Below are 19,723 nucleotides of genomic sequence, written 5' to 3' on the forward strand. Positions count from 1 at the left end.
GCACAAAACCATTCAGTGAAAGTTTCGATATTAGTAAGTACTCGCAATCGCAATCTTGAAATCTCTACTCCCAACCCTAGCTTAAAACTCTCGAAAGAAGAGCAGCGCTTTTGGACGCGCGGGACAAAATACCTTCCGACCGATGGCATCGTGAAAGTAAAAGCCCAAGAATGCATTGCAGGTTTGCCAGCAAATACTTCTGATGTTGATAAAGCGAAAGCTATTTATAACTGGGTTGTCGATAACACCCATCGAAACCCTAAGACACGTGGTTACGGCCAAGGTAATGTCAAGCTCATGCTAGAGACGAATAACTTGGGCGGTAAATGCGCTGATATCAATGCAATATTCGTGGCTCTTTCACGCTCTGTTGGACTACCTGCGCGTGATGTGTATGGCATCCGTATTGCTGACTCTACTCGTGGCTATAAAAGCTTAGGCAAGACTGGAGACATCACAAAGGCCCAACACTGCCGTGCTGAGTTTTATGCCTCTGGCTATGGCTGGGTACCAGTCGATCCAGCAGATGTTCGCAAGGTGATCCTAGAGGAAACTGGCGGCCTAGCAGTAACAGATCCCAAAGTAATCGCTATTCGTGATTATCTGTTTGGCAATTGGGAGATGAATTGGATGGCATACAACTACGATCATGACCTTACTTTGCCAGGTTCAATGCTGGGCAAAAAGGGTGAAATCCCATTCTTAATGTATCCGCAGGCAGAAAATACTGAAGGTCGTTTTAACTCACTTGATCCGGATAACTTCAAGTACAAAATAACCAGTAGACGTATTGGCTAACTCTTCATTAATAAGCTTGATGAAGATGTCTATGTGTAGGCCAGCCCGAGAACTCGCTCTTGCGCTGGCTTTTTCTTTACTCATAATCACCAGTTATTCAGCAAAGGCTGAGTGGCGAGTACCAATTTTAGGACTCTCTGCAGTCGCTCCGACACTGCAACTCAATAATCTTGCGGGTAAATCCGTTGACATTACCAATCTCAAAGGCAAAGTTATCGTAGTCAATTTTTGGGCGAGCTGGTGTGAACCATGTCGAGAAGAATTTGAAGAGCTGAGCCAGCTTCAAGAAAATTATGGCCCCAAAGGATTAGTCGTTTTAGCAGTCAATCTTGCCGAAATGAAATCGCGTGTCATGCAGTTTCTGAAAGGAAATGGGTTCTCTGAAAACAGTGTTGAAATATTGCTCGATCGCAACAGTGCAGTTTATAAATCCTGGAGAGCCCGCGACCTTCCAACAACCTTTCTTGTTAGTAAAAGCGGCAAAATTGAAGGTGTTTGGATTGGCGCAATAGAAAATATAGATAGCAATGCAGTTAAAGGAAAAATAGAAAGTCTTTTGCGCCAATAAGCTCATATCTTCCCGCTTCTGATACTCTCAACATATGAACACACCAAATCCCACTTCTGAACCCCGCCTGACATCTCTTTCACATGGTGGCGGTTGTGGTTGCAAAATTGCACCGGGCGTACTCTCTGAAATTCTGAAAGACGTTCCGCAGTTACCCTTTCCAAAAGAATTACTCATTAGTATTGAAACCTCAGATGATGCGGCTGTTTATCAGATTAATGAGACGCAGGCCATCGTTGCTACCACTGATTTTTTTATGCCTATCGTAGATGATCCATTTGACTTTGGAAAGATTGCAGCCACCAATGCGATTAGTGACATCTATGCGATGGGTGGCACCCCATTATTTGCTCTAGCTTTAGTAGGGATGCCAATTAAAGTGCTGTCGAATAAAACCATCGCCCGAATTTTGGAAGGTGGAGCAGAAACCTGTCGTAGTGCAGGCATACCGATTGCTGGTGGTCATACGATTGACTCGGTAGAACCTATATATGGCCTAGTAGCGATTGGTATCGTAGATCCCAAGCGCGTGAAAAGTAATGCGAGTGCCCAGCCTGGTGATGTGCTAATTCTAGGGAAGCCATTAGGTGTGGGTGTGTTATCGGCCGCACTCAAAAAAGATCTTTTAGGTCCGGATGGTTATCGCGAAATGATTTCAAACACCACCAAATTGAATTCTGCAGGCCCTGATTTGGCTAAGCTTCCTAATGTACACGCTCTCACTGATGTGACTGGATTTGGCTTAGCCGGCCACGCTCTCGAACTAGCACGGGGATCTCACTGCACGGCCCATATCGACTGGAGTCAGGTACCTCTGCTCTCAAATGTCCAAACCTTAGCTGATGATGGAATCGTTACTGGCGCTTCCAATCGTAACTGGCTCAGCTACGGCAATGAAGTTGGTCTACCAGAGAATTTCACGCCTGCTCAACGCGCACTACTAACCGACCCTCAAACTAGTGGTGGCTTACTGGTATCTTGTAGTTCTGATAGCGTAAAAGAGGTGCTAGATATTTTTAATCAGCATCGCTTCTTGGGTGCTCGGGTCATTGGTCAAATGACCAAGCGCCAAGACAAACCTCTCGTGATTTCAAACTGATCTTCTAGAAGCCAGATAAGTTACCCCATCAAGCCCATAAGATTCTTCATGGGCCCGCTCAAAATCCAGAGAAAACATTTCTCCAACGTGATAGTTGGCACTCTGCCCATTTAGGGGTATCTGGATGCTGCCTTTGATTATTAGAGCTCTCACCTCAAATGGGTGGGTATGTAAACCCAAGCTTCCATTTGGAATCTGATGCACCTCTACCGGATCAGGAAATCCTTCCCGCACAAGTAGTTGCAGAAATTGCTCTTTGTTCATGCCTAAACTATAGCCTAGCTATACACTTCTACCATTAAGCCAGAATAAGGATGCGACAGATCATATGACGATTAAAGTGATAGGCCTCATTGAATTACAAGACCAAAATGCCTTTGAAGAATATCGCAGTTAGGTTGGGCAATCGGTAGAGCAATGCCAGGGGGCGATTCATTATCGCGGCGCCATTACCGAAATTTTCTGGAATGAATTGGGTATTACCCCTTTTAGTGCCTATGTGGAGCTTGAGTTTCCAAGCGCTCAGAGGTTCAGATAGCCCTTACTTCCCCTGAGATTAAAGAGCGCTGGGCCTCTATGGGCGCAACCGTTCCCAAAATGACTCGCCCTGAACTAGCCGCATACATCAACCAAGAAATAACGCGCTGGGGCGAAGTTGTGAAAAAATCTGGCGCCAAGTTAGACTAGAAGAAAAAATAAACTTATAAGAGACAGTATGACCATTCAGACTAAAAACTATTCCTTTGTGCGCAACAAACTCCTGAATAAAGAGGAGATTGCCTTTTTAGATGTGCGTGAAGAGGATCCTCACGCCCAAGAACACCCTCTATTCGCAGCAAATCTGCCGCCTTCTAGAATCGAGATTGATGCGTATGCAAAGTTACCAAAGAAGGATGTTCCTATTGTCACGCTGGATGATGGCGAAGGATTTGCGCAATTGGCTGCACAACGCTTAGTGAAGCTTGGTTATACCGATGTATCGGTATACGAGTGCGGCGTTCAAGGCTGGAAAGCAGCAGAAGGCGAATTATTTAAAGACGTCAATGTTCCCAGCAAATCTTTTGGCGAGTTTGTTGAGGCTAAACGCCATACCCCATCTTTATCAGCGCAAGAAGTAAAACAACTAATCGACAACAAAGAAGATGTTGTTGTCGTAGATGTGCGCCGCTTTGATGAATACAACACCATGAGTATTCCTACGGGTATTAGCGTACCAGGTGCAGAGCTGGTGCTGCGCCTCCCTGAGTTAGCTCCTAACCCAAAGACGAAGGTCATCGTCAACCGCGCTGGCAGAACTCGCAGCATTATCGGCACACAATCATTAATTAATGCAGACATTCCCAATGAAGTGAATGCCCTACGCAATGGCACTATAGGCTGGACTTTGGCAGGACAAGAGCTTGATAAAGATCAAAGCAGAAAATTTCATGAAGTGAGTGAGGATACAAAGAATGATGCGGCAATCCGCGCTCGAAGTGTTGCTGACAGAGCCGGAGTGAAACGCGCAAGCCTGAATGACGTTGAGGGGGATGGAAAGCTTAAACTGATCGCACTACTTACCTTTTCGACACTCGGAACCCCTGAAGAGTTTGAAGCGGGGCACCTCCCTGGATTTAGATCAGTGCCTGGCGGACAGCTGGTGCAAGAAACGGAGATGGTTGCCCCAGTACGTGGTGCTCGAGTAGTGTTAGCAGATCCGAGTGGTGGCGGTGTAAGAGCAAATATGCCAGCATCATGGTTAGCGCAAATGGCATGGGATGTTTATGTATTAGATGGGGTCGAGAGTGCTGATCTCACTGAAAAAGGAATGTGGCAAGCGGCCTATGCCAGCCTTACCAAATATAGACAGCGTAGATACGATTACTGTTTCTAATTGGCTTAAAGCCGATAGCACTACGATTGCCATTGACTTCAGTACACACGCCAACTATGTCAAGGGACATATCCCTGGCAGCTGGTATGCTCTGCGCTCAGAGCTTACTGAAGCGATGAAAAAAATTCCTCAGGTTGACAGCTATATTGTTACTAGCTCCCCACCAGAGTTAAGTCTCTTTGCAGCAAAAGAATTGCAAGCCATCACTAAAGCAGAAGTACTTGTTTTAGAAGGCGGAAATGCTGTATGGGTTAAGGCCGGACTCGAACTTGAGAAAGGTCCAGTCATCTAGCCTCCCCTCCCCTAGATCGCTACAAGCGTCCATATGAAGGCACCAGCGTAGACCCCGCAGCAATATGTGCAGGCTTATCTCGATTGGGAGTTTGGCTTAGTTGAGCAACTAGGCAAGGATGGAACCCATCATTTCTGGGTCCTATAAATCATTACACCATCCTTGCAGTTGCCTAGGTGATTGAATTAAGCAATTTTGTTGCGAATAATGCCAACACCAGTAATTTCAGTTTCCATCATGTCACCAGGCTTCAAGAACTCTGGGGGCTTTCTGCTGTAACCCACGCCTGAAGGAATGCCCGGTGGGCAATGATGTCGCCGGACAACAGCGTGAGACTACGTGAGAGTTCGGCAATCACTACTGGAATCTTGAAAAACATCTGCTTATAACTAGCATTTTGTTTTTCAACGCCATTGGCGCGACAGATGATGCGCGTGTCATCTAGATTAACGCCACCCGCTGTCACAATCCATGGCCCCATTGGCCATGTCCGTCCAAACTCTTCCCTTTAAACCATTGGCCAGAATGCCGTTTTTGCTGAACATCACGAGCTGTAGTGTCATTATAGGCAGCATAGCCAAAGACGTAATCCATGGCGTTTTCTTCTGAAATATTTTTACCCTCTTGCCAATCACTACAGCTAGCTCAGCTTCCCAATCAATCATGGTCGAGTAAGAGTCATCATAAGGAATAGAATCAAAAGGTCCATTCATCGTTTGAGTTCCCTTGGTAAAGAGAACTGGCACTTTTGGATACTCCTTCACACCTTGATCAGCGCGTCTATCTTTACCCTCATCAAAATGATCTAGATAGTTCCTTCCAGCCCACACAATAAATATTGCTCTGTGGTTTTAGTACGGGGGATAACAACACCACTTGATTCACATTTAAAGAATTATTACTACGGTTTTTAAATAATGCAACCAACTCCTGCAAACCCTTATTGCCAGAAGCTGCCAAGGAAATCATTGAGCTAGGATCAAACGAGAGCTGCACTTTTTGACGCGCTGCTTCAGCAGGAATAGCGACTACCATGCCATCGTTGGTTACCAAACCCAATCTAGAAGTAGCGCCCATTTTTGGCAAGTAATTAGCAACCCTAAAGCCCGCTTTGCCAGTCATCAGCTCTACGACCAATCTTTGGCTGACTATCAGGGGCAGCAATCGCATTAGAAATCAACATGCTACTCATAGCAGCGGATGCGCCCAATTTAAGCGCATCTCTTCGATTTGTATCCACAGCATCTCCTTAAATATTTTTGTTTTAACTGCCTACAGCATTCAGATGGCGTACTTCACCAGGAATCTGTCGTAAATATTAATGCCAAACTTCGATCTTGGGCAGAATATTGGAAAATTCATTATTCTTGGCATATGCGCTTTCCTAGAAAACTCTCCTACATTCGCCTCTCCTGGCCTACGCTACCATCCTACTTGGGATCTGTGTCTGTGAACGGGAAACCTATACCAGTTGGAGCTGTAATTCTCCCTCAGAATCCAAGATTGCCCTGGTGCTTCGCAAAGCAAAAATGGAGTTCAAGGAAAGCAAACTCTGGATTACTGCGGTAGTTTGGGAAATCTCAGCTACTTTGGTCAACAATGTCCTTCTGAAACTAGACAATCGAGCACCATTTTTACACCTTCTTCTGGATTGCTTATAAGCAATGGGCAAGAATTTCAGTGCAGCACTTTATAAGCGTTTTATCAATCATTCATTCAGAACCAACTTCATTGTGAATAAATTAAATCCAAAGAAATTACTCCTTACTAAATGGACAGCAGTAAAGCCGATTGCCAAGCAAAAGCATTTTTGGTCAGCAAGGTAATTCTTCCAGAACCGCCAAACGAAAAAATTGAGTTTGTTGAAATTGAAGCGGTCTACTCCAAGCAGACAACACTCATTCCATGGCGTGACCTCACCAATAGCGAGTTATGGTTGCAAGGCTGGAAATAAAAAACCGCCCCTGTTCTGAGGTGGTTTTAATCTTCAGCCACTTAAGAAGCTCGGTTGATCTAACTACTTTTTGGAGCTAGAAGATTTTTTTACTAGGTCGTCGATATTCTTTTCGGCAGCATCAGCCACTTGATTCACAATCTTACGCCCTTCTTTAAACATTTTCTGACCCATTGTAGACATTTCATTTACTACTTTAGAAAGCTTATCAGCGTGAGAAGGTATTTTATTCTCCGCATCCTCTAACCAGCTTACAAGTGAACTGCGAACTTTCTCAAGATGCTTTTCTGTTTCATCGGCAGCACTCTCGCCAATATCCTTTAAAACAGATTTGACTTTCTTTTGATAAACAGCCGCACGTTTGGCAGCTTCTTTAGCAGCTTCCTCTTGCAAGCCTTTTAATTTCTCTAAGCCGCTGACTTTGCACTATCTAAGGCATTTTTCATGCCCCATTCCATCTCTACAATATGGTGCTCGCTCAACTGTTTTGCTGCATCCAATAATTTATGTGAGTAATCAAATAATTCTTTGGCCTTTTCTTGTTGCCATTTTTGAAGATCTTTTTCGTCCATCACCACTCTCCTGATAAATAAGGGTTAATCGAAGGTTAATAAGGCTTCCATGCTTAACTCTATACCGAAAAGGATGAACTGCCAATTCCCCTAATTTCCAGCATTAAAATGGCCATATGACAGAACGACAATCTATTTAGGACGCTATTGGCGGCATCGACAAAATCGATGAATTAGTCGATCGTTTTTACGATTTAATGGCTCTAGAACCTATTTTTAGTGATTTACGCGCTATGTACCCTCAGGATCTTTCAAGTTCGCGGGAGAAGCTGAAGTTTTTCCTAACCGGCTGGATGGGTGGTCCCGATATTTACTCACCCAAATATGGACACCCCATGCTAAGAGCGCGTCATCTACCTTTTAAGATAGGCCTAAAAGAGCAAGATCAGTGGCTAGCCTGTATGTATCAAGCACTCGAGGATTGCGAGATTTCTGGGAATGTCGCAAAACAATTAGAAGAATCTTTTTTTAACACAGCAGATTGGGTGAGAAATCAGCCGAACTAGTTAAAAGATAGAATTCAGTTTTACAAATTGGGCTTCTCGATATTATCTTTTCTTTGGATAGCGTGATTACTGCAGTAGGTATGGTCGATCAAATTAGCGTCATGATCGCAGCTGTTCTAGCTTCGGTTTTCATCATGCTCATTGCGGCAAAACCGATTGGAGATTTTGTCCAGCGTCACCCCTCAATTAAAGTGCTCGCTCTGTCCTTTTTAACTGTCGTGGGAGTTGTTCTGATTGCAGAAGGAATGGGGCTTCATATTCCTAAAGGCTACGTATATGTAGCGATGGCATTCTCATTGACGGTTGAGCTACTCAATATTCGCTCGCGTGAGAAGAAAAAACGACTAAGCTAAAAGAATTACGTCTTCACTCGACAAGATTTATAAGGCCTGTGCACATACAAAGCCGCTTGCCCAGGCCCACTGAAAGTTATGTCCACCCAGATGTCCTGTGACATCTACACACGCTCCGATAAAAAATAATCCACGATTTTTTCGAGATATCATTGTCTGACCATCAAGATCTTTAGTATCTACACCACCCAACATCACCTCGGCCTTTTTCCAGCCAAGAGTGCCCGCTGGTTTGACTGACCAGTTAGTAAGGAGCTCTTTAAGGGCTTGCCGATCTTTCTTAGACACTTCAGCCCATTTACGACCGGTCAAGCCCCTTTGATCAGCAAAGGCCTTCGCTAAACGTTGCGGCAGCACCGATGCCAGAATCGTTTCAGAAAGCTTTACGCGATTCTCTTCGTTATTAAAAAGTTCATCGCAGTTAAAGCCTCCAGGTCGCTCAATAGCCCCCAACCAATCAATGTGAATTGGCTCACCCTCTTCCCAATAACCGCTCGCCTGAAGTACTGCGGGTCCAGACAAGCCTTTATGAGTAAGCAATAAGTCCTCGTTAAATCTACAAGCACCATAACGCCTACCCTTAGAGCCAGCAGCGATTCGAACTGGGATACTTAGACCGGCTAATTCATTCAGGTTTCCAAAAGTTTCTGCAGTAAAGGAAAGCGGCACTAAGGCAGGCCTCGGAGCGATGACGTTCAGACCAAACTGCTTCGCAATATCCAATGAATAGGCGGTAGCACCAATCGCCGGTACCGGTAAACCTCCTGTTGCCATCACGACTGCTCTAGATTTTTCAAGACCATCATCCGTAGCAACAGCCCATAGATCTCCTTCTTGCTGAATCGATTTGATGGTAACGGGATTTCGAATCGTCACCTTGCCTTTTGAACATTCCGCAAAGAGCATTTCAATAATTTGTTTGGCTGAATCATCACAAAATAATTGGCCTTGATGCTTCTCATGAAAATCAATTCCATGGGCCGCTACCAACTTAATGAACTCTGCTGAGGGATACCTAGCTAGCGCACTCTTCACAAAATGCTGATTGAGAGATAGAAAATTGACTGGGCTACTATGTAAATTAGTGAAGTTACAGCGACCGCCTCCACTATTCCGAATATTTTCACCCAAGATTTCAGCATGATCTAGTACTAGAATATTTTTTCCGAGCTGGCCCGCCACACCTGCGCAGAAAAGGCCTACTGCTCCACCACGCCACAATGATGGCGTCCCAAGTTTTACTCATGCATTACCTCAAAGCGATCAATGATATCGGATGAGATATTCAGCTTTCTCATGTGCAGCTTGGTTATAAGCTTGACGAAAATTTTTAGTCATTGAAATCATGACTGAGGCAGTCCAAGCAAATGCAAACATCCCCGAGAAGGCAATGATAACTGCTAACATTTTTCAACCATCAGGAAGAATGCCTTCCATAAATCCCATAGCAGCATAGGTGCTGCCACTAAACAAAATGCTTTGACCCAATCCAGAAATCAAATTCAATGTACATAAAGCAATTCCCCAAAGGAAGATTTCAACGATATGCGTCAAGAATAAATAGAACACGGAAATATAAAAACAAAGGGCAACAGCCGAGTATTTTTTCTCCGATAGATAGAGAAACGTTTTTACCTCATAACGTTTAGCAATTTGCAGTAGAACCATTCCATGAAAAACCATGATCAATAAGAGCATGGTGCCACCCACCAGGTAGCCAGGGAGGTCTAGAGGGGTAGCAAGCGATGTATGTGTAGCGGTCATGGTCTTGATTTTACAGATGCGCCCTCATTCAGCCCAGTTGATACCAATTCTGAATGTCCTGCCATACTTTCTGAGCAGTTTCCACAAAATGAATGCTGTGCATGTCTTCTTGATCAATCACGCCAAACTCAACCATATGCTTAAAATTGATCATTTCATTCCAATAATCTATTCCTACCAATATCACAGGAATAGGCACCACTTTCTTGGTTTGTATAAGGGTCAAGACTTCAAACAACTCATCAAATGACCCAAAACCCCCAGGATAGGCAGCGATTGCTCTGGCACGCAACATAAAGCGCATCTTGCGCAAAGCAAAGTAATGAAAGCGAAAACTTAAGCCTGGACTGATATACGGATTGGGATGCTGCTCTCTAGGAAGGCTGATATTAAAACCAATGGTTTTATCGCCTGCTTCATAAGCTCCGCGATTAGCGGCCTCCATAACTCCTAGGCCACCACCCGTACAAATGCGAAGCTTGTCAGCATCACTCTCTTGCGTTGCGTTATATTGCGCTACCAATGAACCAAACTCTTTGGCGGATTCATAGTACTTGCTATGTAAAGTGCTTTCTTAGCAAGTGCAAGCGCTTCTGGAGTCGTCGCCTTCTTTTCCATATCCAGTGCATGCTCACGACTCACAAAGCGGGTTGAACCAAACACTGTAATCGTATGATCAATCCCGTGCTCTTTTAATAAAATCTCTGGCTTCAGAAGCTCTAGTTCAAAACGAATCCCAATGGTTTCTTTGCGAGACAAAAAGCCTCATCATCGAATGCAAATTTATAGGATTCATCAAAGCCCTCTTCTGAAAGTTGACTCTTATGAAGGTTTAAAAATTCAGCAATGGTTTGCGCATTATTGTTATTAATGGGGAGCTTTGAACTCATATTGCAACCTTTAAGCTATCTATAGAGAGATCTTAACCCGCACTTCGAATAAATGTTAATGCCTATTTCTCACGAGGATATGGGGTTCTAGGGCTATTTGGGATTTACCCAGCACCTATCCCGAGTTAAAATTGGCGCAATTTCAACCAAACCGAAGGAAAAGCAATGAGCAATCGTTCAATCATCATCATGGTACTAGTATTAATTGGTGCCACAGCCTATTTACTCCTCAAAAGCGATGGCGCCATTGATATGAGCGGCGAAAAACATGGTGCCGAAGCTGCACACATGGAAGAAGCCAAGAAAGATGCTCCAGCAGCACCAGCAGCAGCTCCTGCCGCAGACGCTAAAAAGTAATCTCTTCTTTCGTAAATAAAACCGCGGTCCGCCGCGGTTTTTTTATATCATCACTTTGATGAATCAACTGATTTCTTTAAGCTTTTCTCTGGTGCTACTTTGTGTTTTGCAATTTACACTCGGCCAATCTTCTAGTCAATCACCTGCTATGAAAAATATAGACTCTACTTCTCTTACCTCGCTTGCACCCACCGGCACTATACGCGTTGGCATCAATTTAGGAAATCCCATTCTGGCAGAGGATCCCAATACAAAGCAAAGCGTCTGTTCGGCGTAACCATCAATATTGCAACTGAAATTAGTAAACGTATTCAATTACCGGTAGAACTCATTCCATTTAAAACTGCTGACGCTACAGTAGACGCAGTCAAATCCGGTGACATTGATCTAGTCTTCGTTGCAATCGATCCGGTACGAAGTGCCGATATTAGCTATACACCCGCCTATATTCAAATTGAGGGGGCGTATATAGTCAAGACTTCTTCCCCGATCAAGGCAAATGAAGAGGTAGATACTGTTGGGACAGAGATAGTAGTTGGCAAAGGAAGCGCATACGACCTTTATCTCACAAGAGAAATCAAGCATGCATCTTTACTGAGAGCAGCCAGCTCACAAGCGGTTGTAGATGATTTCATGCTCGGCAAAGGAAATGTAGCGGCCGGCGTCAAACAGCAATTAGAAAGTGATGCAAAGCGCTATGAAGGTTTACGGATGCTTCCGGGGCGATTTATGGTGATCAATCAAGCCATTGGAATTCCAAAAGCCAGGCCAAATTATGAAGCCACCAATACGTATCTGAGTAATGTCATTTCCGAATTAAAACAATCTGGATTTGTAGCTGAAAGTATGAAACGCCACAATATTCAAGGCGCAAAAGTAGCCGATTAATTTAAGTGGTCACTTAATCCGACTACTCCATGCTAGCAAACTAACATTGGTAGGTATGCAAACGCTCGGGAATAATGACATTTTTCCAATGCAACTCATCCCGAATGCTTGCCGCCAGAACTGATGATGATTCTGGCTCACCATGCACTATAAAGACTGTTTTAGGGGTCTGCTCAAATCCTCTCAACCACTCTAGTAAGCCAGCCTGATCAGCATGGGCCGAGAGACCTCCGATAGTATGAATCGATGCCTTGACTGCTATCTCTTCGCCAAATAGGCGCACCTTACGTGCCTTGTCTACTAATCGCCTACCAAGACTGCCATATGCCTAAAATCCAGTAATTACAATGGCGTTCTGAGAGCGTGGTAAGTTCGCCTCTAAGTGATGCACAATACGACCGGCATCACACATACCACTCGCTGAAATAATAATGGCACCACCCTTGACTTTGTTCAGCGCTTTAGACTCTTCCACATCAGCAATAAACCGAAGATCTACTGCGCTCGGATTATTTTTATGCCATGTAAAAGTTACTTGAGATTGACCATCTAACTGGTTAAAAAAATGCTGGGTCAAATGTGTGGCTGCAGTTGCTATAGGTGAATCGACCCAAATACTCAAATGCGGAAGTCGCTTTCTTCGCGCCAGATCAATTAACAGAAATAATATTTCTTGTGTACGACCTACCACAAAAGCTGGCATCACCACATTGCCATGCGCATCCATGGTTGACACGCAATGACTTCAACTAGTTCATCTTCGGTATCTTGCAGACTGCGATGCAAACGATCGCCGTAGGTGGATTCCACCACAACAACATCAGCACTTTTGATCAAATCAGGGTCGGGCATTAAGACTTTGCCTTTCATCCCAATATCGCCCCTGAGAAAACATATCGTTTTGATTGAGAGCCATCTTCAGCGACATCGATAACAGCTATGGCAGAGCCCAACATATGTCCCGCGTTCCGAAACTCTAAATGAATTCCTGGCATCAACTCAATTTGCTGTCCATATTCCACCACTTCAAACTGGGTCAGAGTCATCTCTACCCCTTCCCTGGAATACAGTGCAACTGGCATTTCTCCGCGCCACTTACCCGCTTTTTGTTTTCTTTCAGCTCTCTCTACATCGGCACGTTGCAAGTGGGCGCTATCAAGCAAAAGAATTTTCAATAATTCATAAGTTGCAGAGGTGCAGTAAATAGGCCCATTAAATCCTTGGGCGCACAAACGCGGCAGTAGACCACTATGATCAATATGTGCATGTGTCAGGATCACAAAATCGAGCTCTTTTGGTGAGAACGGCAAGGGCTCAAGATTTTTATTGGTTGCCTTGCGTCCGCCCTGGAACATTCCATAATCCACCATGAAATGCCTGGTCTTTCCAGCCAAATTAACTTCAACAGCATGGCGAGAGCCCGTTACCTCACCTGCAGCACCAAGAAATTGGATCTTCATGCTCTCAGCATACTCTTTCCTATAATTAGCTCAATCCCTCTGCATCAGAGCGATACTACTTATATGAACTCCCAAGCTAAGCCTCTAGACACCTTTGACCTTGTCAAACTTTTAAAGCGCGAGCCAGCAGAACATAAGGGCCATGCAGGGAAAGTCGTCTTGATTGGTGGCGCGCCTGGTATGGCCGGCGCCCTGCTGCTTGCTGGCAATGCTTGTCTACATTTAGGCGCAGGTTGGACCATTCTGGAAATGCTAGACCCCGCGTCTGCGCATGCAGATGCCGATCAACCTGAGCTCATGATTCGTCTAGTTGCTAATAGCATTGGTGATGCACTAAAGACTGCCCAGCCTGATGTCATTGCCATTGGCCCAGGTCTTGGAAAGTCGGCATTGGCAATCCAATGCTTACGAACATCACTTTTATATCCCCATGTTCCATTGGTGATCGATGCTGATGCCCTAAATCTCATTAGCGAGTCCGGTGAACTGCTAGAACTTCTTCAAAATCGTAACCAGCAATTTCCAGAACTTACCGTTCTAACGCCTCATCCTGGCGAAGCAGCGAATCTCCTAAAGAGCTCATCAGAAAAAGTTCAATCTGATCGCACAAGCACAATCAATGAGCTGGTGGCATTAACACAATCGATTGTGGTACTAAAAGGACAACACACCCTGCTCGCATCTCCACAACATAGCCCTGTTCAATGCATGGCGGGCAACCCTGGTATGGGCACCGGCGGTATGGGCGATGTGCTTACGGGATGTATTGCGGCTATTGCCGGTCAGGGAGTTCGTCATCATCTTGATCTTTGGCAATCAACCGGAATTGCAGTTCAACTTCATGCTAGTGCAGCAGATAGCTTAGTCAATAAAGGCATAGGCCCGATTGGCCTTACCCCCTCCGAAAATATTTTGGAGATGCGAGCATTGCTCAATAAGCTGTTATAAATAACGATGCATTCAGCAAGCACATCACATCAGCATAGACGCTATCTCTACGGCATTTTGATGGCCGGAGTTGGCTCCATGCTTTTTTCAGGCAAAGCGATTCTCGTAAAACTGGCCTTTGATTACGGAGCAAATGCTGAAACTCTTTTGGCCTTACGCATGCTAATAGCACTCCCCTTGTTTTGGGGAATCTTTTGGTGGGAATCACGTCGTAAACCAATGGATCCTACTACTTGGCTTGATCGTGGCAAATTATTTTTTCTGGGATTTTTAGGCTATTTTTTAGCAAGCTATATTGATTTCTTGGGGCTTCAATATATTTCAGTTGGCTTAGAGCGAATTGTTCTCTACCTCACCCCCACCATCGTTCTTTTGATCTCTTATTTTGTTTTAAAAAAACCTATCTCACGATTACAGTGGTATGCGCTCATCGTTGGATACCTTGGGGTCTTTATTGTTTTCATTCAAGATGCTAGCTCAACTGGCGTGCTTGCTTGGTTCGGAATGATTTTGGTATTCGGTAGCGCCTGCTCGTATGCCACCTACATGATTGGCGCCGGAGAAATGGTGAAGCGCATTGGCAGCATTCGTTTAGTAGTCTATGCCAGCACTGCCTCCGCTATCTTGAGCATAGCGCAATCAACCATTCACAATCCTATAGCTATTTTTCAGCAGCCACTACAAATCTATTGGTTCAGCTTGCTCAATGCCAGCGTGTGCACAGTGATTCCGATGTTGTTAATTATGATTGCCATCAATCGTATTGGCTCGCCTCTTGTTGCGCAAGCCGGAATATTGGGGCCCGTATCCGCCATCTTTATGGGTTATTTGATCTTGGGTGAACCGATTACATGGACGCAGATTAGCGGCATGGCTTTGGTAATGGCGGCAATGTGGATACTAGTGCGTAATGACGCCCCAAGAAAAAAGTCACCAGATCCTAAAACATCTGATAACTCAGATAGTGCAGAACCCCTCAATTAAGAGGGTTCGATTTATTGCGCAACTACTTCGGCAGCAGCTTTAGGTTTTTTTGCTTTCTTTTTTGCTTTCTTTTTTGCTTTCTTTTTGGCTTTCTTTTTGGCTTTTTATCTGCTTTTTTCTGCTTTCTTTTCTTTCTTAGCCTTTTTCTTAGCCGCTTTCTCAGTCGGAGAGGCAGCAGGTGTTGCTACTGGCGCCGCCGCTGGAGCAGCAACCGGAGCAGGCGCAGGATCAGCGGCCATCACAACAATTGGAGAGAGTCCGATTACAACAGAAATAAGGGATGCCAGGCTTAGGCGTGCAATACGTGAAATCATGAGGATCTCCAGGAGAGTTTGTGGATAATTTGATAATGCTCAAAAATCTGAGATAAATGCTTCATTTTTAAAGGTTAGTTTATGAGCGATTTTCCGAGCAATATCTTTACCGAACCACAAGGCTACTCAGTGAATACACTTGAAGAGCTTGGCCCTTTGACGGGCATGGCAGGAATCTGGGAAGGCATTCATGGTCTGGGGCTGAAGGCCCCAAAAAACAAGCCTATATAGAGCGCATTGAACTTCAACCTATTGACCCTCAGACTAATGGGCCGCAGCTATTTTATGGCTTGAGATATCACACTCACATTACTAAACCTAATCAAGTGAAGACCTATCACGATCAAGTTGGCTGCTGGTTATGGGAGCCCGCAACTGGAAATCTGATTCATACCCTGACCATACCTCGAGGAATGATTACGATGGCTGCAGGGAAAGCGAGTCCTGATACAAAGCAATTTGAACTATACGCAAGAGAAGATGATCGTTACGCAGGAATCTCATCTAATCCATTTTTAGATTACGCGTTTATAACGGTGGAGTTTCGGATTCAGGTAACGATTAACAATGATGGCACTTAGTCTTATGAACAAGACACCATCATGAAAATCAAAGATCAAGAAGAGCTATTTCATCACGTTGATAACAATACGCTACATAAAATTGGAGAGGCTATGCCCAATCCTCTAGCAAGATAATGGTGATGCTCGCGTTCTATCACAAATAAACCTAAGCGGAAGGTGCGGAAGTCAGGTCTTTCATCGCACTGCAGAGGAACACCTGCAGCAGTTTGTAAGCCAAGAGCAACAAACTTTTTACCCGACTGAATATCTGGATCTTTGGTGTAACTCACTACCACGCCTGGTGATTCATAACCCTTAGCAGCAACCGAAGGGTATCCTTTGGACACTAGCAATTGGCGCACCTTGGTACCAAGCTCAATCTGCTTTGCCTTTAAGGCAGCAAAACCAAGAGACTGGGTTTCCTTCATTACGTTACGCAAAATCTTCAACGCATCAGTAGGCATAGTGGTGTGATACACGTGACCACCTTTTTCATAAGCTTCCATAATCTGGAGCCACTTTTTCAAGTTCATTGAAAAGCTACTGCTTTGAGTCGACTCGATACGCTCGCGTGCTCTTTCACCTAAAGCAATTAAGGCGCAGCAAGGAGAACTGCTCCAGCCTTTTTGCGGCGCAGAGATAAGTACATCCACTTCACATGCCTTCATGTCAACCCACATTGCACCTGAGGCAATACAGTCCAAAACAAAAATGCCGTTAACGGAACGCACTGCTTCGCCAACTGCTTTGATGTAATCATCTGGCAGAATAATTCTAGCAGAACGTTTCGACGTGCGGCGCAAATACCACCGCAGGCTTTTCTTTCTTAATGAAAGCTACAACTTCTTCGATTGGGGCTGGCGCAAATACACCCTGCGTTGAATCTTGCAATTGACGACCTTTGATAACGGTAATGTCGCTGGTGATATTAGCCAAATCAAAAATTTGGGTCCAACGATAACTAAACCAGCCATTACGCAAGACTAAGCATTTTTCATTATTGGCAAATTGGCGAGCAACTGCCTCCATACCAAAGGTACCGCTGCCTGGAACAATCACAGCGGAGCTAGCGTTGTAGGCATCCTTGAGGACACTAGAAATATCGACCATCACACGCTTGAATTCTTCAGACATGTGGTTCAAAGAGCGGTCGGTATAAACAACCGAGAACTCCAATAAACCGTCTGGATCTACATTGGGAAGTAAGCCTGACATAGTAATTTCCTAGGGAAAGATGTGATTAGCCCCAAATGATACCGATTTAAGACTTTTTTGGGTGTTTGAAGTCCAAATACCGCTAAAAAAGGCATTTTTAGCGGTATTTCAACAGATTTACAGTCGTCGTCTGGCGGCAATTTCGATACCAACCACAATTAAAGCGAAAGCAAGTCCATGAAAAAATTGCGGGGGTTCGCCCAGCATTGCGGCTGATAGTAGTGCAGTAAACAAAGGAATGAAATTAGCAAAAAAGGCGGCAACAGTTGGTCCAGCGCCATTCACACCGAGCCCCCAGCAGTAAGCAATTAATGAAGGACCGATAGCCACAAAAACTATTAAAGATCGTCCACCCAGTTGAGATCGATAAAGGCATGACCTGCGGCAATTTCGATACCATCAAATAACCCGGTCCACAAAAGATCAACTGTAATTTGCGCCAAAAGAAATTCAGCCCATGGTCATTTCCGCTCTGTACTAGAACCCGTACGAGTTAACATCCAACTATAAAAGGCCCACAAGATTGTGGCCAGCATGATCAACAGATCGCCAATGACCATTTCCATAGATAGCAAAGCAGCAAGATCGCCGCATATTAATACAATGCCAACACCAAGCAAGCTTACAACCGCACCAATCAATTGCAACATGCTAGGTTTTACTTGATAAAACAATGCGCCAATCAATAACATCCAAATAGGCATGGTAGCGCCAATCAAAGTCACATTAATTGCCGTAGATGTTTGCAAAGCAAGGCACAGCAATACGTTATAACTTCCAACCCCAAATAGCCCCAGGATCAAAAGACACTTCTTGGTTTTCCATAATGGACTTTTGGGGATAAAAATGCGCCAACCCAAAGGAAATAGCAGCACAGCAGCCAAGCCCCAGCGGACTGCACTCAAAGTAATCGGCGAGATACCGCCAACCAATAAGCACCCGGCAATTGCATCTCCAGCCCATAAAGCAGTGGCGGTTAGCAAATAGGCAATGGTTGCAAAATTGAGTTGGTACATTCAGAAACTTAGTGGGGAGACAGCATTTAAGGTCCCGAAACAAGGGATACCCTTGCATTGTAGAAACAAATCCTCGGTATTGCTAAGATAGAGCTTAAATTAAGCTTTAGCTTCAATAAATTTGCATTAAATCGAAGGAATCATAGTGGCAATCATTGCCAACATAGAAGACTTGCGGGTCCTCCATCAAAAACGTACTCCCAAGATATTCTATGACTATGCAGACTCCGGTTCGTGGACTGAGTCAACCTACCGCGCCAATGAATCTGATTTTCAGAAGATTAAGTTACGTCAGCGTGTAGCAGTCAATATGACCAATCGCACCACCAAAACGACGATGATTGGTCAAGAAGTAGCTATGCCAGTTGCGCTCGCCCCTACCGGTCTTACTGGCATGCAGCATGCTGATGGTGAAATTTTGGCAGCCAAGGCAGCTGAAAAATTTGGTGTGCCATTTTGCTTATCGACGATGAGTATTTGCTCTATTGAGGACGTTGCAGAACGCACAACTAAACCATTTTAGTTTCAGCTGTATGTCATGAAAGACCGTGGCTTTATTGAGCGCTTGATTGAACGCGCCAAAGCAGCAAAATGCTCCGCACTCGTTCTCACGTTAGATTTACAAGTCTTGGGTCAGCGTCATAAAGACCTCAAGAACGGCCTCTCCGCCCCACTTAAACTGACGATCGCCAATATGATCAATATGGCCACCAAGCCACGTTGGTGCATGGGTATGGCGTTGACACCCCATAGAACCTTCCGAAATATTGTTGGTCACGCCACTGGTGCTGGCAACATGTCCTCCCTCTCCTCATGGACCGCAGAACAATTTGATCCTGGCCTTGATTGGGGCGATGTGGAGTGGATCAAAAAACTCTGGGGTGGAAAGCTCATCATCAAAGGAATCTTGGATGAAGGTGATGCTCGCTTAGCAGCAAACTCTGGAGCTGATGCATTGATTGTCTCCAACCATGGCGGTCGTCAATTAGACGGTGCTATTTCGAGTATTCAAGCTTTGCCCGGAATCGTAGATGCGGTTAGCAAAGATATTGAAGTATGGATGGATGGCGGCATACGCTCAGGTCAAGATGTTTTAAAAGCCTGGGCTCTTGGCGCACGCGGCACCATGATTGGCAGACCCTTTCTATATGGCTTAGGCGCTATGGGAGAGGCCGGGGTTACTAAATGCCTTGAAATTATTCATAATGAATTGGACATCACTATGGCATTTACCGGTCATCGCGATATTCAGAATGTAACTAAAGATATTTTATATCCAGGAACCTTTTAAATTTTTCACCCACTTAAT

At 44.7% G+C, this 19,723-nt stretch carries 26 protein-coding genes and 6 pseudogenes; 13 read left to right on the forward strand and 19 right to left on the reverse strand.

All coding sequences use genetic code 11. The features are described from left to right. Positions 1–15 precede the first annotated feature (15 nt). From DXE37_RS07315 to selD, 3 genes are read left to right on the forward strand one after another with little or no spacing between them, the layout of a single operon-like run. Positions 16–798: a transglutaminase-like domain-containing protein gene (locus DXE37_RS07315; RefSeq protein WP_197713158.1), complete on the forward strand. Its 783-nt coding sequence runs from the start codon at positions 16–18 to the stop codon at positions 796–798. Further along, positions 791–1,366: a TlpA disulfide reductase family protein gene (locus DXE37_RS07320; protein ID WP_162786224.1), complete on the forward strand. Its 576-nt coding sequence runs from the start codon at positions 791–793 to the stop codon at positions 1,364–1,366. Before DXE37_RS07315 ends, DXE37_RS07320 begins: the two co-directional genes overlap by 8 nt. Positions 1,367–1,400: 34 nt before the next feature. Beyond that, positions 1,401–2,465, forward strand: a complete 1,065-nt coding sequence (selD, locus tag DXE37_RS07325) for a selenide, water dikinase SelD (RefSeq protein WP_114637049.1) — start codon at positions 1,401–1,403, stop codon at positions 2,463–2,465. On the opposite strand, the gene DXE37_RS12730 is transcribed toward selD, so the two are convergent. Beyond that, positions 2,457–2,729 carry a cupin domain-containing protein gene (locus DXE37_RS12730; protein ID WP_114637050.1) on the reverse strand — a complete coding sequence of 91 codons (273 nt, stop codon included), beginning with the start codon at positions 2,727–2,729 and terminating at the stop codon, positions 2,457–2,459. The genes selD and DXE37_RS12730 overlap by 9 nt on opposite strands. Before the next feature lie 451 nt (positions 2,730–3,180). Between DXE37_RS12730 and DXE37_RS07340 the strand changes: the two are divergent. Continuing rightward, positions 3,181–4,777: pseudogene (locus DXE37_RS07340) on the forward strand (rhodanese homology domain-containing protein). Positions 4,778–4,815: 38 nt separating this feature from the next. Here DXE37_RS07340 and DXE37_RS14075 read toward each other — a convergent pair. From DXE37_RS14075 to DXE37_RS12750, 4 genes and pseudogenes are all read right to left on the reverse strand, one after another. Next, positions 4,816–4,914: a hypothetical protein gene (locus tag DXE37_RS14075; protein ID WP_331852140.1), complete on the reverse strand. Its 99-nt coding sequence runs from the start codon at positions 4,912–4,914 to the stop codon at positions 4,816–4,818. After that, positions 4,881–5,460 (reverse strand): annotated as a pseudogene (locus DXE37_RS14385) (fumarylacetoacetate hydrolase family protein). The gene DXE37_RS14075 and the pseudogene DXE37_RS14385 overlap by 34 nt, the downstream one beginning before the upstream one ends. Beyond that, the gene (locus tag DXE37_RS12745; RefSeq protein WP_231971234.1) at positions 5,426–5,752 is read right to left on the reverse strand and encodes a hypothetical protein; all 327 of its coding nucleotides are present in this window, start codon (positions 5,750–5,752) and stop codon (positions 5,426–5,428) included. Before DXE37_RS12745 ends, DXE37_RS14385 begins: the two are co-directional and overlap by 35 nt. After that, positions 5,730–5,870, reverse strand: coding sequence for a hypothetical protein (locus DXE37_RS12750; protein WP_231971235.1), 141 nt, complete (start codon positions 5,868–5,870; stop codon positions 5,730–5,732). Before DXE37_RS12750 ends, DXE37_RS12745 begins: the two co-directional genes overlap by 23 nt. 531 nt (positions 5,871–6,401) lie before the next feature. Here DXE37_RS12750 and DXE37_RS07350 point away from each other — a divergent pair. Then, positions 6,402–6,584, forward strand: a complete 183-nt coding sequence (locus DXE37_RS07350; RefSeq protein WP_231971236.1) for a TIGR02450 family Trp-rich protein — start codon at positions 6,402–6,404, stop codon at positions 6,582–6,584. Between the two features lie 63 nt (positions 6,585–6,647). Here DXE37_RS07350 and DXE37_RS12755 read toward each other — a convergent pair whose 3' ends face one another. Then, positions 6,648–6,977 carry a hypothetical protein gene (locus DXE37_RS12755; protein WP_231971237.1) on the reverse strand — a complete coding sequence of 110 codons (330 nt, stop codon included), beginning with the start codon at positions 6,975–6,977 and terminating at the stop codon, positions 6,648–6,650. A 14-nt stretch (positions 6,978–6,991) separates the two neighbouring features. Continuing rightward, positions 6,992–7,156 carry a hypothetical protein gene (locus DXE37_RS12760; protein ID WP_231971238.1) on the reverse strand — a complete coding sequence of 55 codons (165 nt, stop codon included), beginning with the start codon at positions 7,154–7,156 and terminating at the stop codon, positions 6,992–6,994. Between the two features lie 146 nt (positions 7,157–7,302). On the opposite strand from DXE37_RS12760, the gene DXE37_RS07360 reads away from it, so the two are divergent. Then, positions 7,303–7,662, forward strand: coding sequence for a group II truncated hemoglobin (locus DXE37_RS07360; protein WP_269460355.1), 360 nt, complete (start codon positions 7,303–7,305; stop codon positions 7,660–7,662). Positions 7,663–7,679: 17 nt separating this feature from the next. After that, a pseudogene (locus tag DXE37_RS07365) lies at positions 7,680–8,015 on the forward strand (TerC family protein); the annotation flags it as partial. Positions 8,016–8,042: 27 nt separating this feature from the next. Here DXE37_RS07365 and DXE37_RS07370 read toward each other — a convergent pair. The 4 genes from DXE37_RS07370 to DXE37_RS11630 form a co-directional block, all read right to left on the reverse strand. After that, positions 8,043–9,236, reverse strand: coding sequence for a BaiN/RdsA family NAD(P)/FAD-dependent oxidoreductase (locus DXE37_RS07370; RefSeq protein WP_231971240.1), 1,194 nt, complete (start codon positions 9,234–9,236; stop codon positions 8,043–8,045). A 189-nt stretch (positions 9,237–9,425) separates the two neighbouring features. Next, positions 9,426–9,779: a hypothetical protein gene (locus DXE37_RS07375; RefSeq protein ID WP_231971241.1), complete on the reverse strand. Its 354-nt coding sequence runs from the start codon at positions 9,777–9,779 to the stop codon at positions 9,426–9,428. Positions 9,780–9,807: 28 nt separating this feature from the next. Then, positions 9,808–10,302 (reverse strand): LOG family protein, encoded by a 495-nt coding sequence (locus DXE37_RS11625; protein WP_197713159.1) that lies wholly within the window; start codon positions 10,300–10,302, stop codon positions 9,808–9,810. Further along, positions 10,296–10,538: a hypothetical protein gene (locus DXE37_RS11630; RefSeq protein ID WP_197713160.1), complete on the reverse strand. Its 243-nt coding sequence runs from the start codon at positions 10,536–10,538 to the stop codon at positions 10,296–10,298. The genes DXE37_RS11625 and DXE37_RS11630 overlap by 7 nt, the downstream gene beginning before the upstream one ends. Before the next feature lie 296 nt (positions 10,539–10,834). Here DXE37_RS11630 and DXE37_RS07385 point away from each other — a divergent pair, with 296 nt between their 5' ends. Together DXE37_RS07385 and DXE37_RS07390 are read left to right on the forward strand one after the other, a co-directional pair. Continuing rightward, entirely contained in the window at positions 10,835–11,026 is a 192-nt protein-coding gene (locus DXE37_RS07385; RefSeq protein ID WP_114637051.1) for a hypothetical protein, read from the forward strand. Between the two features lie 309 nt (positions 11,027–11,335). Next, positions 11,336–11,914, forward strand: a complete 579-nt coding sequence (locus tag DXE37_RS07390) for a type 2 periplasmic-binding domain-containing protein (protein WP_231971376.1) — start codon at positions 11,336–11,338, stop codon at positions 11,912–11,914. A 40-nt stretch (positions 11,915–11,954) separates the two neighbouring features. On the opposite strand, the gene DXE37_RS12765 is transcribed toward DXE37_RS07390, so the two are convergent. Genes DXE37_RS12765 through DXE37_RS12780 form a run of 4 tightly spaced genes read right to left on the reverse strand, consistent with a single transcriptional unit; the run spans position 11,955 to position 13,374 of the window. Next, positions 11,955–12,197 carry an MBL fold metallo-hydrolase RNA specificity domain-containing protein gene (locus DXE37_RS12765; RefSeq protein WP_231971242.1) on the reverse strand — a complete coding sequence of 81 codons (243 nt, stop codon included), beginning with the start codon at positions 12,195–12,197 and terminating at the stop codon, positions 11,955–11,957. A gap of 45 nt (positions 12,198–12,242) precedes the next feature. Next, positions 12,243–12,641 carry a hypothetical protein gene (locus DXE37_RS12770; RefSeq protein ID WP_231971243.1) on the reverse strand — a complete coding sequence of 133 codons (399 nt, stop codon included), beginning with the start codon at positions 12,639–12,641 and terminating at the stop codon, positions 12,243–12,245. Beyond that, complete coding sequence (locus DXE37_RS12775) at positions 12,617–12,784, reverse strand: hypothetical protein (protein ID WP_231971244.1); 168 nt, start codon at positions 12,782–12,784, stop codon at positions 12,617–12,619. Before DXE37_RS12775 ends, DXE37_RS12770 begins: the two co-directional genes overlap by 25 nt. Continuing rightward, complete coding sequence (locus DXE37_RS12780; RefSeq protein WP_231971245.1) at positions 12,781–13,374, reverse strand: MBL fold metallo-hydrolase; 594 nt, start codon at positions 13,372–13,374, stop codon at positions 12,781–12,783. The genes DXE37_RS12775 and DXE37_RS12780 overlap by 4 nt, the downstream gene beginning before the upstream one ends. A gap of 63 nt (positions 13,375–13,437) precedes the next feature. Here DXE37_RS12780 and DXE37_RS07400 point away from each other — a divergent pair, with 63 nt between their 5' ends. Next, a complete protein-coding gene (locus tag DXE37_RS07400) occupies positions 13,438–14,322 on the forward strand; it encodes an NAD(P)H-hydrate dehydratase (RefSeq protein WP_114637052.1) in 885 nt (294 codons plus the stop codon). A 6-nt stretch (positions 14,323–14,328) separates the two neighbouring features. After that, positions 14,329–15,306, forward strand: coding sequence for a DMT family transporter (locus tag DXE37_RS07405; protein ID WP_114637053.1), 978 nt, complete (start codon positions 14,329–14,331; stop codon positions 15,304–15,306). Positions 15,307–15,410: 104 nt separating this feature from the next. Here the strand turns inward: DXE37_RS07405 and DXE37_RS07410 are convergent, their stop codons facing one another. Further along, the gene (locus DXE37_RS07410) at positions 15,411–15,620 is read right to left on the reverse strand and encodes a protein tyrosine phosphatase (RefSeq protein WP_231971246.1); all 210 of its coding nucleotides are present in this window, start codon (positions 15,618–15,620) and stop codon (positions 15,411–15,413) included. An 81-nt stretch (positions 15,621–15,701) separates the two neighbouring features. On the opposite strand from DXE37_RS07410, the pseudogene DXE37_RS07415 reads away from it, so the two are divergent. After that, positions 15,702–16,318: pseudogene (locus DXE37_RS07415) on the forward strand (FABP family protein). On the opposite strand, the pseudogene DXE37_RS07420 reads toward DXE37_RS07415, so the two are convergent. The 3 genes and pseudogenes from DXE37_RS07420 to DXE37_RS14085 all read right to left on the reverse strand — a co-directional run bounded on the left by DXE37_RS07420 (position 16,255) and on the right by DXE37_RS14085 (position 18,414). After that, a pseudogene (locus DXE37_RS07420) lies at positions 16,255–17,398 on the reverse strand (aminotransferase class V-fold PLP-dependent enzyme). The pseudogenes DXE37_RS07415 and DXE37_RS07420 sit on opposite strands and share 64 nt — an antisense overlap. Before the next feature lie 117 nt (positions 17,399–17,515). Further along, positions 17,516–17,728 carry an EamA family transporter gene (locus DXE37_RS14080; RefSeq protein WP_331852141.1) on the reverse strand — a complete coding sequence of 71 codons (213 nt, stop codon included), beginning with the start codon at positions 17,726–17,728 and terminating at the stop codon, positions 17,516–17,518. Between the two features lie 131 nt (positions 17,729–17,859). Then, positions 17,860–18,414 (reverse strand): DMT family transporter, encoded by a 555-nt coding sequence (locus DXE37_RS14085; RefSeq protein WP_331852142.1) that lies wholly within the window; start codon positions 18,412–18,414, stop codon positions 17,860–17,862. Positions 18,415–18,559: 145 nt separating this feature from the next. Here DXE37_RS14085 and DXE37_RS07430 point away from each other — a divergent pair. After that, positions 18,560–19,705: pseudogene (locus DXE37_RS07430) on the forward strand (alpha-hydroxy acid oxidase). Positions 19,706–19,723 lie beyond the last annotated feature (18 nt).

The sequence above is a fragment of the Polynucleobacter necessarius genome, assembly GCF_900095205.1.
In the GTDB taxonomy this organism is placed as follows: Bacteria; Pseudomonadota; Gammaproteobacteria; order Burkholderiales; family Burkholderiaceae; genus Polynucleobacter; species Polynucleobacter necessarius_E.

Coding starts and splice junctions, on each gene's coding strand:
- selD (WP_114637049.1), top strand. CDS start 1,401: ATGAACACACCAAATCCCACTTCTGAACCCCGCCTGACATCTCTTTCA.
- DXE37_RS12730 (WP_114637050.1), bottom strand. CDS start 2,729: ATGAACAAAGAGCAATTTCTGCAACTACTTGTGCGGGAAGGATTTCCT.
- DXE37_RS12745 (WP_231971234.1), bottom strand. CDS start 5,752: ATGACTGGCAAAGCGGGCTTTAGGGTTGCTAATTACTTGCCAAAAATG.
- DXE37_RS07350 (WP_231971236.1), top strand. CDS start 6,402: ATGGACAGCAGTAAAGCCGATTGCCAAGCAAAAGCATTTTTGGTCAGC.
- DXE37_RS12760 (WP_231971238.1), bottom strand. CDS start 7,156: ATGGACGAAAAAGATCTTCAAAAATGGCAACAAGAAAAGGCCAAAGAA.
- DXE37_RS07375 (WP_231971241.1), bottom strand. CDS start 9,779: ATGACCGCTACACATACATCGCTTGCTACCCCTCTAGACCTCCCTGGC.
- DXE37_RS07385 (WP_114637051.1), top strand. CDS start 10,835: ATGAGCAATCGTTCAATCATCATCATGGTACTAGTATTAATTGGTGCC.
- DXE37_RS12770 (WP_231971243.1), bottom strand. CDS start 12,641: ATGGATGCGCATGGCAATGTGGTGATGCCAGCTTTTGTGGTAGGTCGT.
- DXE37_RS12775 (WP_231971244.1), bottom strand. CDS start 12,784: ATGAAAGGCAAAGTCTTAATGCCCGACCCTGATTTGATCAAAAGTGCT.
- DXE37_RS12780 (WP_231971245.1), bottom strand. CDS start 13,374: ATGAAGATCCAATTTCTTGGTGCTGCAGGTGAGGTAACGGGCTCTCGC.
- DXE37_RS07400 (WP_114637052.1), top strand. CDS start 13,438: ATGAACTCCCAAGCTAAGCCTCTAGACACCTTTGACCTTGTCAAACTT.
- DXE37_RS07405 (WP_114637053.1), top strand. CDS start 14,329: ATGCATTCAGCAAGCACATCACATCAGCATAGACGCTATCTCTACGGC.
- DXE37_RS07410 (WP_231971246.1), bottom strand. CDS start 15,620: ATGATTTCACGTATTGCACGCCTAAGCCTGGCATCCCTTATTTCTGTT.
- DXE37_RS14085 (WP_331852142.1), bottom strand. CDS start 18,414: ATGTACCAACTCAATTTTGCAACCATTGCCTATTTGCTAACCGCCACT.